This window comes from Limnoraphis robusta BA-68 BA1, assembly GCF_034932365.1.
GTDB classification, from domain to species: domain Bacteria; phylum Cyanobacteriota; class Cyanobacteriia; order Cyanobacteriales; family Microcoleaceae; genus Capilliphycus; species Capilliphycus robustus.
Map to the genome: position 1 here is coordinate 41,571 of NZ_JAYGHR010000019.1, position 15,457 is coordinate 57,027.

The following is a 15,457-nucleotide window of genomic DNA, read 5'->3' on the forward strand; positions in this document are numbered from 1 at the left end:
CACCCTAAAACACAGACAAACTGATCTTTGTGTCTCGTGTGTCGAGCGGGTTTTTTAACCCAGACTTGGACTAATCAATCAAATGGTTTTTGAGAGCAAATCGCACTAATTCTGCTCGGTTGCTGCTGTCAGTTTTTCTTAATAAACTGCTCACATATTTTTCAATGGTTCTCGGACTTAAATGCAGGTTTTCACCAATTTGTACATTGGAGAATCCTTCGGTTAACAAGTCCAAAACCTGTTGTTCTCGCTCCGTTAAATTAATCTGAATTGAAGAGACTCCTTTCAACTCCGATGAAGTCGAAGAAGAGCCATTCGCCACCACCACTGACTCAGTAACTCGCGATCGCAATTCCGACTCTATCAACTGCGATCGCTCCAATAAAGCTCGAATGACTACGCCCAATTCGTGAAGTTCAAACGGTTTAGGTAAGTAATTATCGCAGCCCAATTGATAGCCCCGAATTCGTTCAGAAATCGCTGTGTGAGCCGTTAAAAAAATAACCGGAAGCAGACGAAAAGCCGGACGAGAACGGATACGTTTAACGAGATCATAGCCGTCCATCTCAGGCATTGCAATATCGGTGACGATCAGGTGAGGCTTGTGTTTGTCTACCAACTCAAGCGCCTCTTGACCGTTCTCAGCAGAAATCACAGTGTAACCTGCAATTTCCAAATAATCACCGATCGAGAGGCGAGTCCCGAAGTCGTCATCTACAACCAATATCGTTAGGGGCATAGGACGGGGACTGGAAATTCAAGTATAGAAGATCAGTCAGCATTGCTTGTTTTGGATTCGGCTTTTTTATTTTTGACCAAAGAAAACAAGCAATTCTTATAGCTTACATTTGTTCAGCTTATCGATTATACCCTGTCTAGGGCTTAAATCCAATTCCAAAAGTGAGGGAGGGTGATCTAACGGGGTGTTTGAGAACAGTCACCCGCGTAGGGGCGGGTTCTAAGTAGATTTAAGTCACGGACTGACAATCTAATCTACCTACATAAACCCCCCCAACCCTCAGAATGCCTGTTTTGGCTTAATGAACCTAAGCGTTGTAACTCACCGTTAAACTCGCAGGTTGAGCCAGATTTCCTTGTAACACAATACCGCGATTATTAGCGGCTAGATGTCGTAAAATCTTGTAGGCTTGTTCCACATTTTCAGAAGCCCCTGCTTTTTTAACCAAAGCCTCTAAAGACAGTCCAGCCCCTTCTGCAATTAATACTTTCAGCAGTTCTTGTTGCAAGTTCAAGACAGTAGCTGCGGCTTTTTTGCCCGATTCGACTCCGGGTTGGTGATAAGCATTAATATTCACCAAAAACCCATAGAAACTCACCGCCCGTTCATACAGCGCAATTAACGCCCCCACCGTGCGCGGTGTTACTTCTGGAATTGTAATCGTGATCGAATCTCGCTGATTTTCATACAACGCCTGTCGAGTGCCTTGCAAAAATCCTGAGAGATAGTCCCCGGCGGTAACATTCGGTTCAACTTCAACAGATGGCCCAAGGCGATCTTGCAACACTTCAATAAAAGTCGCAAAAAAGTTCGGCACCCCATCCCGCAACTGTTGGACGTAGGCGTGTTGATCGGTAGATCCTTTGTTCCCGTAAACGGCTATCCCCTGGTTAACGACATTGCCATCAAGGTCTTTTTCTTTGCCCAAAGACTCCATCACCAACTGTTGTAGGTAGCGGCTAAACACTTGCAAACTGTCTTTGTAGGGCAGCACTACCATGTCTTTTTCGCCCTTACCGTTGCCGACATAGTACCAACTCAGGGCTAGCAACGCCGAGGGATTGGTTTTTAAGTCAGGTTTACGGGTGGCTTCATCCATGACTTTCGCCCCTTCTAGCATCGAGCGAACATCAATCCCTTGCAGCGCCGCAGGTAACAAACCGACGGCTGAGAGTTCAGAAGTTCGTCCTCCTACCCAGTCCGCCATTGGGAACGTCTCGATCCAGCCTTCAGACTTAGCGAATTGATCGAGTTTGCTACCGACTCCGGTTGTGGCGATCGCGTGTTTGCTAAACTCTAATCCTTGGGCTTCATAGGCGTGTTTGGCTTCTTTCATCCCATTACTGGGTTCAGGAGTCCCGCCCGACTTAGAAATCACCAGAGTTAAAGTGCTTTGAAGTCTATCTTTCAACTCACCCAACACCCGATCAATGCCATCCGGGTCAGTATTGTCAATAAAATGAATTTTCAGGGGGGAAGAGTCTGGTGTCAAGGCTTGTGCGACAAATTGCGGCCCTAGTGCCGAACCCCCAATACCGATGGAGAGTAAGTCGGTAAATTTTGGCGATCCGGGCGGTTTCACTTCGCCGCTATGAACCTTTTTGGCAAAGGCTTCTATTTGTTCGAGGGTGCTAATGATTTCTCGCTTAATTTCCGAAGTCGGGGCCAGATCGGGATCTCGTAACCAATAGTGACCCACCATGCGGTTTTCATCCGGGTTCATGATCGCTCCCCCTTCGAGAGCTTCCATGTCTTTGAACGCTTTGTCAAACTGGGGTTTCATCGACTCGCAGAAAGCATCATCAAAGCGCACGCGACTCACATCGAGGTATAACCCCAAGCCTTCGTGATAGTATAACCAATCTTGGTAGCGTTGCCAAAGTGCTGAGGCATCCATAGTATCGTCTTCCGCTAATTACAAAAGCTAATGCAGAATTTCGCTCAAACTGCTGTTAATGAGGAAAGCCGGACATCACGCCCAATATTTCCTGATCAATCATGGTTGTGGTCAGCTAGACCGAACCCGATCTCACAACCGACTTTAATTTACCATTAGTTTTTGAGGAGGAAGGTATTTCATTTACCAAATCTAAAGATTTTATAGCTCGTTAAATTTCCGGCTTGGGTAAAATTCGGATAAATTTAACAATTTGACCCGTTACCTCAATACCAATAAAATAATCATCAAGAGTAAAGCGATAAAAAAGCAGGCTTGTGTCTAGGGGGTGCAGTTCCGGTAAGTCGTATAGGCTATCAAGTTGCTGGAACTGAACAAAGACATAATCATACACCCGTTTATAAACCGGGGGTTCTAAACTGATTAAGTCTCTCAGGAAAGAGCGAGCATAACGCACGTCAAGGTTCACAGAAGATTCAGCAATAGCACAAAATGTTAGAAGCTATATCTTTATTTATCAATGTTTAATCATATAATCATTCGACAGCACCCGCATCGCTTCCTCAGTGGTGAAAGAGTCTCCTGGTTTTAAAGTTCTTTGAGCATATTGAATCGCCTTTAGCATATAGGCATCATAATACAACGTTGTCAGGACTTCCCAAGACCGTTCTAGCTCACTTGTTGGCATTTGGTCAACTAAATTGTGCAGTTGTTGGCGACGCGATTTCATTTTCTCTCTATCCAATACGCGATTTAGTCGTTTACAAGATAACTTTCCTAATTCAAATATTGCACAATTATAGAGGGATTGGGGTTAATCTGTATAACGACGCTTGAAACGAGAATCTAAATAATGTCTCTTTTTCAGATTACAACTTCGACAAAGGGTTTGTAAATTGCTGATGTCGTTACTTCCGCCTCTTGCTAAGGGAATAATATGATCAATCGTCAATTCTGCTTCTAAATTCGTTTTCCGACAACTTTGACAACAATAACTATCCCGTTCAAATACATATTTTCTCACTTCAGGCGGAATAATAATTCTCGGTGTTTTTTCGTTCATCTGTTTTTTACTCTTATCTGTAGGTTGGGTTAAGCAATAGCGCAACCCAACAAAAATCATAATAACTGTTGGGTTTAGTTCAGGGGATTGATCCTCGCATCTTGTAGGTTGGGTTAAGCTTTGGCGAACCCAACAATAACCATTGTAACTGTTTGTTTTTGTGAAAATAACCATTATAACTGTTGGGTTTTGTTCCTCAACCCAACCTACTTTTTCAATAATTAGTTATGTTCAGTTTCACTTTCCATTAACTTCTGACGCAAACTATCTAACGGTGACTCAGGTTCAGAAACTTCCGGTTCATCTGGACAAAATTCAACAATGATTTTTAACCTGACTTTTCCTTTTTGCCATCCTTTTGAACCGAGTTTCAATATTTCACATTCTTTACCGTTGTTAAACCATTCGGCATTCGGATATTTAAAATCATCAGAATGTTCGATTTTGGCTTCTGTTACTCCTTCTGCTATTAGTCCATCAACAAAGGTATTATATATCCTGTTGATCAAAACTCGGAACACCTTATATTGAAAAGTGCTGACTTTATGAGCTTCATCTTCAAACAACAAAACATCATCATCATTGCAATTTTGCGAAATAACATTATCTTCCATTTGAATTAATCTCCTAAACGATTCCATTATATATCACGATATGACCCCCACCAACCTCCCCAATCCCCCCTTGAATCCCCCCTTGATCCCCCCTTAAAAAGGGGGGTTGGAGGAGGTTATTAATTAATTTAACCCCCACCAACCTCCCCCAATCCCCCCTAGCCCCCCTTAGAAAGGGGGGTTTGAGGAGGCTATTAATTAATTTAACCCCCACCAACCTCCTCTTTTATTACTCCCCTCTCCATTAAATAATAGTCCCATTAGGGACACCTTTTCCCTCTCCTAACCCCCCTTTCAAAGGGGGGCAGGGGGGATAGAGAGGGTAGGGAGAGGTTTGATCATCTCCTGGTAGTTAGGGGAGAGGTTAACGTTCAAACTCAGTCGAAACTAACCCATTTTCAGACTGATAAATTTCCGCAGGTTTTTCTTGTAAACTTTCCGTTGAACTCACCTCAAAAACAGGTAAAGTCAATAAATCCATCTCTGAAATTTCAGGTAACGTTTTGCGATCAAGTCGCATCGTTTCTAAACACTGGTTAACCCCTTTAACAGACTGATTGTAAGCCTCAATTTTTTGCTTTAACTCTACCTTTTGCTTTTCATTAATCGTCAACTGTTCAGAAGCTTCTTTATCCAACGTTTTGGCTAAATGTTCACAAGCTTTATCATGCTGTTGCAAAATATGATTAGCCAGCTTTCGAGACGGTTCTAACAAATGATGAATTAGGGTTTTATTCACCGTTGGGCGATAAGTTCGCAGAATCGTTTCCTTAAGTTTTGGCTCAAAATCAATCTTCAACAATTGACGAATAGCAGGTTCCGCTTGCACCATACTTTCATAGTCATAACCCCGACAAGCTTCTTGTAAAACTTGACGCAATTGAAACACCGAAACTGTTCCTTCTGAATAAAATTCAGGACGTTCTCGAATATAGCGATCGCATTCGGTTTTAGACTCATTTACTAACGCCTCTTTCGCCCGTTCACACCAGCGTTCTAAATTCTGTTCAACCCCGTTATCATTCCCCAACAAACGATACAATTTGCTGTAAAAATCCGCTTTACGAACTCGTTCAGAAAGTTGATAAAAGAAATTATCCATCAACTCCTTAGACCCATCCTCCAAAACCACTTCTAACTCATTCGCTAGATAATAGAAAGCCTCTGCTAAAATTCCCATCATCGGGACTACTGCATTGCGTTCATGGCTGGCTTGGGCGCGTTTATGAGTCTCCCCAACAGAGAAGCTTGTAATTAATACATCCAAACGACTAATCATTCGATGCTGAAGCTTTTTAAAATCCCTCTCAAAAGCTAAATTTTCAGCACTTGCAACGACCAAATTTAACTCTTTTTCGATGTGTTTGCAAAAATCATCCCCAATTTGTTTGAGTTCGATATTTAGGTGTTTCAACTTCAGTTCTTTGAGTGCATCAACTTCACGGGGTTGACTCTCTAACTCTCGCCAAGCTTTCAGATAAGATTCTCGCAAACTAATACAAACCGATTGTAAATCATTCGCTAACACTTCAAACAACTGCGGGCGTTTTTCGTCCATCAAATAGCGAGTCATGGCGTTGCGAAACTCTTCAACGCCGCTATCTTTAATCAGATGTTCTAAAACAGAATTTCCCAGAGAGTTGAGAATAGCAGTATATTTTCCATTCGGATGATCTGTAATTAAAACTTCTGGAGGAATGGGGAACTGGCTAGACGGTAAACGCCCCGAAACCAAACAATAACGGTTAAATTCATTCACAAACTGCGGTGTATTTTCAACACCATTATTACTGTGAACACTCTCCGCAAAAATCGAATCTAAACCCCAACGATCAGATTGATAAGTTTGTTGTTGAACTAAGTTGCTATAAAACCCGAGTAATCCGCTAGTTTTGTAAACCCGAGTTGTATCGCGAAAATCAGTTCTGATAATCGCCTCTAATTTAAAAAGCAACCCATCATGATGCCAAGTTGCATCGATATAGTTAAACACATAAAACACGCGATCGCGAATTGCAGAACTTCCTTGCATTTTTTCCAGAAGTTCAGTTTCTGGTGTTGTCATTGCTCCATTTTTTGCTACTGCCGGAACAAAAACAACCGCCGAAGTATGAGGATTTTCGATTTTATCGTAAGCAATTTGAGCGTCTTTTTTAACAGGCGCATCAATCCCCGGCGTGTCAATAATCACGTTACCATCTTTCAGCAAAGAATGATAACAATAATATTCAATTCGTTTGATAACCGCACTATTTTTACTCCGGCATGCAAATTTGGCTGCTTCTTCAATGGTTGAAGCTTTCAAATGTTCCATTGAATAAATTGCATTATTCAGCGTTTGAATGCGATCGCGATTAGCTTCAAACCCTTCTAATAACAACTCCAATGCTTTTGCTTGTTTAGCACGTTCAGAACGGGCTTCACCCCCTTCAATCTCTAAAATCTCTTGGGCTTGCTGTTGTAAATGTTGGCAAGTTTCCGGTTGATTAATATTTCCAACCAGAGGTAAATTTAACAGTTCGCACAGAGTTTTTACCTGTTCGCGAATTTCAACTTCACTCAAAAACGTCAGCACTACCCGTTCTTGATCTTGTTCCGCATAGCGAATATAACATTCGGTTCCGGTGGCGTGTCCTTCGGCGCTGTAGAGCAATTTTCGCCCCAACAATGCGTTAATTAACATCGATTTTCCCGCACTAAAAGCCCCCGCAAAGACAATTTCAAACGTGGGAGAAATCACTTTATTGAGGGCGGCGCGTACCCCGCTCACATCCTGTTGTCGGAGTGTCGGTTCACTGTGTAGCAGTCCCAGCAGACTCTCAACCTGTTCTTGCAAATTTTGACACTGTGGTATACCCTGATTCATAATCACAAGCTCCTATTCGGGTTTCCCGAGAAAAGTAATATATTTAACATTGTTACCCGAGTATGGGGCTAGCGAAAACAGTGTTTTCCGGGTTTTCTAATGTATTAATAAACACTCAAGAAAAATTAGAACGTCCTAGAATATACTTACTCGTCGTTTATAAACCTGATTTCTCTTGATACTCACCAATCTTTACAGCCGAGGGGCGCACCTCCGCCGAGATGTATGTCTGTTATCAATAATCTATAGCGGTTTTCAATTTTTAGGCGATCGCACACCGCTATATTTCTCGGAAACATACATTGATCGTTGAACCCGCCCCTAGAGGACATTGGACACCCGACACCTGACTTGAAATGTTGAAATTCTGTTTAGAAATCGGGTTGATGTGTATGTTCTGGTAAAATGAATACTGTCATTTGTCAAGTCTTTTTAGTCAAAAATTGTGTCGAATTATGGTTGAACCAAAAGACGAAAAATTAATCCGTTCTCTCAATCAACTGATTGAAGAACACGGCATAAAAACTGTTATTCAAGGACTAGCTTCTCATTGTCAGAAAGAAGCTGATTTCCTCAAAAAAGATCGCAGTACAGACTTAGCGAATAACTGGCAAAAGGTAGGAGAGTCTTTACAGGCTATTATTGATTCTTGGGGAACTTAAAGTTATTTTTTTAGGGTTTTTCTTCCCACTGAGTTAACAGCATGAACTGTCTATTTTCAGTTCTTCTTGACACCGTTGAATATACAATTCTGCTACAAGATCAGTGGGATCTTTTTCAATCACTTTTTGAAAATAGATTAAAGCTTGGGTTAAATCTCCTATTTGCCAAGCTTTAACCCCGGTTTCAAATAAAGACAATGTTGCGATTTTACTCACATCCATCAGATGATGTTGATTTCCAAAAAGTTCATAGATTTTAATGGCTTTTTGCTTTCCGCGAGGGGCGACTTTATCCAGCCAGCGATAATAAAATGAACTCGAATCTTTTTTGGATTTTTCTGTTAAGTTGATGTCGGTTAGTAAATTTGAGTTTAAAGACTGTTTCCAGTGAAAAATTGTCGCTTGACTGACGATAATTTTACAGCCATAGGTTTTAGTTAAACCTTCCAAACGAGAAGCCGTATTCACCACATCTCCAATCACCGTTGAGTCCATCCGACTTTCTGAACCCAATGTACCGATCATCCCAATTCCTGTATTAATTCCTATACCAATTTTTAGAGGTTCTTTAATTCTAAATTGAGAGCGTTCTTCGTTAAATTTTTCGAGGCTTTTTTGCATCATTATCGCTGAATTAAGGGCATCTTGTGCATGAAGCTGTTCTCGATCAAAAACCGCCATGATCGCATCTCCGAGATACTTATCAATAAAGCCATAATTCGCGTCAATACAAGCGCTCATTTGATTAAAAAACACATTTAACCATTCATACGTTTCACTTGCAGTTTGAGACTCAGCAATGGTTGTAAAGCCGCGAATATCGCAGAATAAAATCGTTAATTCTTCTTCGGTGAAATTTCCTAATTTGATCGATTCAAAACCTTCAGGAGCAATTCGTTCAAGAAATTGTTCAGGAACAAATAACCGTAATGTTTCCGAAAAATATTCCTTAAACTGCATAGAAACTGCACCTTTTTGATCACCTTCATAAAGCATTTTATTATAGGTTTTAAAGCTTTGGTTTCGCATTTTATGGAGTTTCAATGTACTGGAAACTTTCGCCAAAAGCAAGCGACTATTAAACGGTTTTGTAATATAATCATCCCCCATCAATTCTAGCCCTCTCAGACGAGAATTATCATCATTTAAAGCGGTCAGAAAAATCACAGGAGTCACTTGGAGTTGCTGATCTTTTCGCAGATAATCACAGACTTCAAACCCATTCATATCCGGCATCATTATATCCAATAATACTAAATCTGGCAATGTGGTTTTTGCCAGTTCGATAGCTTCTATTCCCGATGCTGCTAAGAGAACTTCATAACCTTGTGATCCTAAAAGTTCTTCTAATAAAATAAGATTAGCAGGTTCATCATCAACAACTAAAATATGAGGTGAGCGCTCTGACATAGGGTTAGTAAATGATCAGACGGGGCAATCAGACAAAACAAATAGATCAAATTAGGTTAAATTAAATTTTCCCTAAAAATCCTTTCGCTTTAACCTTAATATTGATCAGTAAATATTTGCTGTAGAATGCCCCTAAGACTTCTGTTTTGAAATACAAAAATTTTTTCAACCCAGTCTCTAACTCTGGAGTAATGATTTCACCGTCGCTAATACTTGATCCACATCCAAAGGTTTGCTGAGGTAAGCCACTGCACCCGCCACCAAACAGCGTTCACGATCTCCTGCCATTGCCATCGCCGTAACCGCCACCACTGGAACAGACTGCCAAATAGAATGTGCCTTAAGTTGACGCATTAGTTCAAACCCATCAACTTCAGGAAGTTGAATATCCATTAAAATCAGATCAGGTAACATACTCTCCTGTACAAATGGTGAATTAATCATCTCCATCATCGTTTGACCTTCACAGATCAATTCAACCTGATATCCTTCCATCTCCAAAATCTCCGAAACCAACAACTGATTAAAGGGTTGATCTTCGACAACTAAAATGCGAGGAGCATTACGAGGATTAGAATTTGAACTAAGAGTTGCACTAGACAAGGTTTCCAAAGAGGGTTCAGACTGTTCATCGCTTTGTGTAAGAGTTTGTCGCATTTCCGTCAAAGGAAGCCAAACCCGAAACCGACTTCCAGTATTCAACTCAGACTGGAAAGAAACAGTACCCCCATGCAGTTCAGCCAAACGTTTTGTCAGAGCCAAACCCAAACCCGTCCCCTCATGTCGTCGCGTCAGTGAAGCGTCCACCTGTTGAAAAGGACGAAAAAGTAGATGCCAACGGTCTTCTGGAATGCCTATCCCTGAATCTTGTACTTCCAAACACAGGTATGGCGTACTGGCATTAACCGGAGAACAGTCGGGACGATAATCTCCCTGCATCTGGCTCCCGTAAGCCAAGCGTCCACTGAGTTTGACGCTGCCTGCTTCGGGTGTGAACTTGACTGCATTGGAGAGTAAATTAATGATGATCTGTCGAACTCGACGCTCATCAAGCAACACCTGATTGATCCGATAATCCAATTCTAGCGACAAAGCCAGTCGTTTTTTATCTGCCCGAGGTTGGATCATCTTCAGGCACTCGCTGCAAAGGCGATGAATCTCAACCGCTTGAAGATTCAGTTCAGTCTTTCCTGCTTCGATTTTCGATAAATCTAAAATATCGTTGATCAGTTGGAGGAGGTGTTGACCGCTTTTTTCGATCAGTTTCACATGATTAACTTGGCGGTGATTCAGTTCACCGGAAATTTGACGTTTCAGCAAGTCAGAAAATCCTAAAATGCTATTGAGGGGCGTTCGTAGTTCATGGGACATAGAAGCCAGAAACTCCGATTTCATCTGAGAAGCCCGTTCTAAGTCTTCGTTAATTTGCCGGAGACGGTCTTGAGACTGAGCGCGTTCAATGGCGGCTCCGAGGGTTCTACAAGCCGCATAGAGCATATCCCGTTGAGGATAGGCTTGCAATTGTTCAACATTGCGAGACTCTAGCGTTAAGACTCCAATAATCCGACCGTCTATGGCCGGAATTGGGAAAATCCCCAACTGTCCAATCGCGGGATGACGAAATCCGGCTACCGCTTTAGGATGGTTAGCGTAGTCTTGTACATAGACGGGTTGACCTGTTTCGACGACTTCCCAGAGTAGTCCTTGACCGTAAGGAATGCCTTGATCGAGTAATTTTTGCATCTCAGCAACGGCGGGTTCTCCGTAGCTGGCGATAAATTGACTGGATATTTCGTTATTAATCGGGCCTGCTTGTCTTTGATTGCCCTCTCCTGTGACAACTTTGACATCCCCGAAAGCCGCATTCATCACCCGCACGAGGTAGTTGAGCGCAAACTGAGCAATTTCTCGCAGGTTATCGGAGTTTTGCAAACGTTCATTTAAACCCAGTAGGAATTTTAACCGTCGTACTTCAGAGTTGAGGTTGGCTTGGGAGTTGCGGTAGTAAGTGACCTCTCGAAAGGTAAATAAGCATCCCCCACTCGGCATGGTAGTCGTGTAAACTTCTAGACAAACCCCGTTCTTTTGTTCTAGGCAAAAAGCCGACCCTTGAGATTCAGATTTCAGCAAACAAGCTTTTAAATGTTGACACTGTTCCTCGCTCCAGTACCCTTGGTTGACAATTTCTCTAAAAACCTTCTCAAAATCAGGTTGACTCGCCAGGAGTTCGATCGATAAGCCCCACAACTCCGTTAGTTTGAGGTTGAATAGGATCAGATGAGCGTTTTGATCAAATAGGGCGATCGCATTGTCTATCTGGTTTAATATTAATTCTTGTTCCTCCCTCCATTGCTGCAAGCTCATCAGTAGTTTGTCCTCTTCGTTTATTATGGTTTTTTGTTTCACTATTGAGATTTAAAAAAATCCAGCACGTTTTTTTTGATTATTTATTGATCTTTACAAAAATTCATGGTATTTAGGCATGAGTGGGATCAAGTCCCCCTGTGATCTAGGACACCTTCGTGATGGAAATCACAACCCGGGTTTCTATCTGACGGTAGAGGCAAAATCAAGATGGCAGTAGGTATTATACCTAAAGTTTAGGGGACTGAATCCGTCAAGACTGGACAGCTTGACTCGCTTGTTGAGTCCGAAGCAAGCCCAGCCTTTTAAAGGCGGTATACCGATGACCCCTCTACTGGCAATTTGTTCAAATCCGCAAAAAAGTTTTAGCTTTGATCCGGTTTGTTATAAAATGAAATCAATGTAAAGATTTATGTAGACCAGATGAGAAACTCGTTGTTATCCCTTTAGGGAGAGGACGAGTGATGGTAGGCTCATAGCCTATCACAGTCAACTCAGATCTACAGTCGTTCAGAGAGGATTGAACACGATGGCTTTTGAACTTCCAGAATTACCCTATGCCGCAGATGCTTTAGAATCCTCTGGGATGTCTAAGGAAACATTTTCATACCATCATGGCAAGCACCACGCCGCTTACGTTAAAAACCTTAATGGCATGATTGAGGGAACAGATTTAGCAGGTTCGTCCCTCGAAGAGATTGTTAAAGCAACCGCCAATGATCCCGGCAAAGCGGGTATTTTTAATAATGCCGCTCAAGTTTGGAATCACAGCTTCTTCTGGCAGTGCATGAAACCCGGTGGAGGCGGAAAGCCGGATGGCGCATTAGCCGAAAAAATTACTGCGGACTTCGGCAGCTATGAAGCGTTTGTAGAAGAGTTCAAAAAAGCAGCAGCTACCCAATTTGGTAGCGGTTGGGCGTGGTTAGTCCTAGACAATGGTACGCTCAAAGTCACAAAGACTGCTAATGCTGCTAACCCGATCGTTGAAGGAGCAACTCCTTTACTGACTTTGGATGTCTGGGAACACGCTTATTATCTCGACTTCCAAAATGCTCGTCCGGGTTACATTGAGAATTTCTTAGAGAAGTTAGTCAACTGGGATTTTGTTGCTGAAAATTTAGCAGCCGCTTAGTCGTCACAATCAGCAATTGGGTGTAGCGATTGGGTTGCACAACAAATATTGTTAAACTGAGAAGGCAGTCACAAGTCTTATAGTGGCTGCCTTTTCCATCGCTGTTGTCGTCTTGTGATCTTTATATGAATAGTGAAAATTTAGCCAAGTATATCGAAGCAACTGAGGGGATCTCGAAACCTTGGTTATTGGTTCAACTGCGATTACAGAAACTTCAGGAACGTCGTTCGCAGCTTGATTTTGAAGCGTATTTACAAGAGTTAGCAGATATTCAGAAAGACTTGATGAACTTGGGTGAATGGTGGGTTGGTCTTGAAGAGGAAGTGTTTGGAACAGATCGTTAATAGATCAGCTATCCCATAAAACTAATAAATTAGCCTGCGAATCCTAGTCATTCACGCGCTTCTCAAGGATATTGCCAGGGCAACAAACAAATTAACGGTTCATGGTAGATTGACCTTGAACTGGAGGTTGAACCCCAGTCCAGTCATCTGGCCGAACAAGATAAGGCTCGTTCAGATTCACGCTTTTGTCTGAGTAATTCCCGTGATTCTTGTCTGACTTGACCCGCCATAGCAGCAAGCTGCAAGTTGACAAAAGCATTCATCTCTTCCACTCCATAGCGAGTCGTTTGTAACAGTTGCCGTAGTCGTTCTTCGGCTTCTAGACTCAGATAGCCTGTACTTAAAGCATGGTTAACAACATCGTGAATGCAAGTCATAGTAGGATTTTCCTCTTTCAAAGTAGCTCGTTCCTCTCAGTATCCGAATATTCACGTCGCCACCTGCTAGACGAAAACATCGGCACTTATCATGTCATTAGGAGCGACTCTGAAAATTTATGCAGCTTTGACAGGTAATCTGTCCTGTAAAATCTTGTGATTTAGATCACCAACCCAGACTGTAAAGGAATTGAAGTAAATACCTATGGAATCCGCACACCAAACCTTACTGCAACAACTCACTTCTCTGTCCAAACGTCATTCGAGCTTAGGCTCTCGTCTCTGTTTAGCGGCTCAAGAACTTCAGCAAGTTGGCACACCTATCTCAGAACAATTACTTGAGGAATTGGTTAAATACAATCGGGACTTCAACTGCCTCCAACAAGAGGTGATTGCAGAAGGTGAATCGATTTCTCCAGAGGGAATTTCCCTCTCAGACTTAGAAAAGCGACTCCATCAGAAAGTTCAGCCGATCAACTCTCAAAATTTACGCTCCCAAGCCTTAATCGTCTTGGAACGGGTTTTGAGTCTAACGCACAAGGATCAGGGGACTTTTGCACCCTTACAAACGGTTAAACAAGCTGCCACTCAACTGCGAACTCAAATTACAGATCCAACGGTTGAACTTTCTACAGAAGTCGAAGCACTAATTGCGGGTGAACATCCTTTAAGAGCTTTGCTGACTTTGATAGAAACTTCAGAGAGTTTGGATGATGAACATTGGGTGCTCCTCGAAGAAAAGGTTGCAGCTTCTTTTGGGAAAGCCTTAGCAGTGGCGATTTCTCGCGGTAAAATCGCTCTGTCTGTCTCCGAAACGGTTTCTACTTCTTTACCTCCTGCGGCTAACCCTGATATTGTCATTTTGGGTGAACCGACTTCTCTGGCACCTCAAGATGTAATTATTGTTCCGAGTCTTGAAGTTCCCAAAATACTCCCCACAATTGACGGAACAAATATTGTTTTTGGAAATGCTCCCATTTCAGGAAAATCTATTCCTCCTCAAGTCAGTCAACTCAAGCCTGTTGGTTTGAAGCTGAGAGTTTCTATTCAAAGACTCGGCGATCGCGAATATGGCGCAAATGAATATGCGGGAACTCGTGGCCAGGGTCTGGCTTTAGAAGCGTTTCAAATTAGTATTGTTCCTCCGGTTCCCGGTTTGAGTTTACGTTATGGGGCGCATATTTCAGAAGTGGGAGATACTCCGATGATTTCCGAAGGATCTCCCGTTGGCGAACCCGGTAAAAACCGCCAAATTGAGGGATTTTCTATTGAACTGACTGGGCCACAAGCCTCGAACTACGATATTTTTTACACGGCTCACGTCCAAAATGTCGGTGATGTTCCGGTTTGTTCTAATGGGAAATTCTGCGGAACTCGTGCTAAGGCGTTGCGGGTTGAGGGGATGCAAGTTTGGATACAACCGAAGGCTTGAATCTGTTCTTCTCCCTAGCCTAGATTTTGGCTGACGGTGTTACGCTGTACATCTGTGGACAAACACATCTGACGCGATGGCAATGCCTTCAACCGATAGGTTGAGAGCAAAGGAGCCGTCCCTCAAAGCACGAATCATAATGTTCCGTGCGCCGCCCCAGTCTCGGTCATGTTCGTGACCACAACCGGGGCATTTGAATATCTTTGATGCACCTAGTTTTGAGTGCTGGTGTCCGCACTTAGTACAGGTCTTTGAAGTATAAGATTCGTTGACGTCAATCACTGCAACTCCACGCTTCTTAGCCACTTGTTTCAAGTGCAACTTGAACCGATAATGAGACCAAGTTAGCATTTGCCTTGCTGTTTTACTATTTAGCTTTCGCTTAGATTTGACAACCATCTGTGAAGTCTCAAAGGTTGGCAAGAAGATAACCTTGTATTGACTCGTGATATAGTTGGCTACTTGCTTGTGGCACTCCGAGACTAAGTTGTGAATCCTCACCCTGATTCGATTGGCTGCCTGATTCATTCGTCGCTTTTGTTTGCGACAAGCTTTAG

At 42.5% G+C, this 15,457-nt stretch carries 15 protein-coding genes; 4 read left to right on the top strand and 11 right to left on the bottom strand.

The annotated features are described in order from the left end of the window. Positions 1-70: 70 nt before the first annotated feature. The 7 genes from VB836_RS09900 to VB836_RS09930 all read right to left on the bottom strand — a co-directional run bounded on the left by VB836_RS09900 (position 71) and on the right by VB836_RS09930 (position 7,179). Positions 71-739, bottom strand: coding sequence for a response regulator transcription factor (locus VB836_RS09900; RefSeq protein WP_046277161.1), 669 nt, complete (start codon positions 737-739; stop codon positions 71-73). A 307-nt stretch (positions 740-1,046) separates the two neighbouring features. Beyond that, complete coding sequence (locus VB836_RS09905) at positions 1,047-2,636, bottom strand: glucose-6-phosphate isomerase (protein ID WP_323219198.1); 1,590 nt, start codon at positions 2,634-2,636, stop codon at positions 1,047-1,049. A 211-nt stretch (positions 2,637-2,847) separates the two neighbouring features. Next, complete coding sequence (locus tag VB836_RS09910; RefSeq protein WP_323219199.1) at positions 2,848-3,105, bottom strand: cytotoxic translational repressor of toxin-antitoxin stability system; 258 nt, start codon at positions 3,103-3,105, stop codon at positions 2,848-2,850. Between the two features lie 48 nt (positions 3,106-3,153). Beyond that, positions 3,154-3,366 (bottom strand): hypothetical protein, encoded by a 213-nt coding sequence (locus VB836_RS09915; RefSeq protein ID WP_046277158.1) that lies wholly within the window; start codon positions 3,364-3,366, stop codon positions 3,154-3,156. 84 nt (positions 3,367-3,450) lie between these two features. Continuing rightward, entirely contained in the window at positions 3,451-3,699 is a 249-nt protein-coding gene (locus VB836_RS09920; RefSeq protein ID WP_323219200.1) for an HNH endonuclease, read from the bottom strand. 221 nt (positions 3,700-3,920) lie between these two features. After that, complete coding sequence (locus tag VB836_RS09925) at positions 3,921-4,313, bottom strand: KGK domain-containing protein (RefSeq protein WP_323219201.1); 393 nt, start codon at positions 4,311-4,313, stop codon at positions 3,921-3,923. Positions 4,314-4,677: 364 nt separating this feature from the next. Then, the gene (locus VB836_RS09930; RefSeq protein ID WP_323219202.1) at positions 4,678-7,179 is read right to left on the bottom strand and encodes a dynamin family protein; all 2,502 of its coding nucleotides are present in this window, start codon (positions 7,177-7,179) and stop codon (positions 4,678-4,680) included. A gap of 455 nt (positions 7,180-7,634) precedes the next feature. Between VB836_RS09930 and VB836_RS09935 the strand changes: the two genes are divergently transcribed. Then, entirely contained in the window at positions 7,635-7,841 is a 207-nt protein-coding gene (locus VB836_RS09935; RefSeq protein WP_323219203.1) for a hypothetical protein, read from the top strand. Between the two features lie 33 nt (positions 7,842-7,874). Here VB836_RS09935 and VB836_RS09940 read toward each other — a convergent pair whose 3' ends face one another. Beyond that, positions 7,875-9,251: a response regulator gene (locus VB836_RS09940; RefSeq protein ID WP_323219204.1), complete on the bottom strand. Its 1,377-nt coding sequence runs from the start codon at positions 9,249-9,251 to the stop codon at positions 7,875-7,877. A 177-nt stretch (positions 9,252-9,428) separates the two neighbouring features. Further along, the gene (locus VB836_RS09945) at positions 9,429-11,615 is read right to left on the bottom strand and encodes a hybrid sensor histidine kinase/response regulator (protein ID WP_323219205.1); all 2,187 of its coding nucleotides are present in this window, start codon (positions 11,613-11,615) and stop codon (positions 9,429-9,431) included. Between the two features lie 529 nt (positions 11,616-12,144). On the opposite strand from VB836_RS09945, the gene VB836_RS09950 reads away from it, so the two are divergent. Both VB836_RS09950 and VB836_RS09955 read left to right on the top strand, forming a co-directional pair. Next, positions 12,145-12,747, top strand: coding sequence for a superoxide dismutase (locus VB836_RS09950; protein WP_323219206.1), 603 nt, complete (start codon positions 12,145-12,147; stop codon positions 12,745-12,747). Between the two features lie 125 nt (positions 12,748-12,872). Then, entirely contained in the window at positions 12,873-13,091 is a 219-nt protein-coding gene (locus VB836_RS09955) for a hypothetical protein (protein ID WP_046276636.1), read from the top strand. Between the two features lie 143 nt (positions 13,092-13,234). Here the strand turns inward: VB836_RS09955 and VB836_RS09960 are convergent, their stop codons facing one another. Further along, complete coding sequence (locus VB836_RS09960) at positions 13,235-13,468, bottom strand: hypothetical protein (RefSeq protein WP_323219207.1); 234 nt, start codon at positions 13,466-13,468, stop codon at positions 13,235-13,237. Positions 13,469-13,673: 205 nt separating this feature from the next. Here VB836_RS09960 and VB836_RS09965 point away from each other — a divergent pair, with 205 nt between their 5' ends. Further along, the gene (locus VB836_RS09965; RefSeq protein ID WP_323219209.1) at positions 13,674-14,900 is read left to right on the top strand and encodes a hydrogenase; all 1,227 of its coding nucleotides are present in this window, start codon (positions 13,674-13,676) and stop codon (positions 14,898-14,900) included. 39 nt (positions 14,901-14,939) lie between these two features. Here VB836_RS09965 and VB836_RS09970 read toward each other — a convergent pair whose 3' ends face one another. Continuing rightward, entirely contained in the window at positions 14,940-15,428 is a 489-nt protein-coding gene (locus VB836_RS09970; protein WP_323219211.1) for a transposase, read from the bottom strand. Between the last annotated feature and the right edge of the window lie 29 nt (positions 15,429-15,457).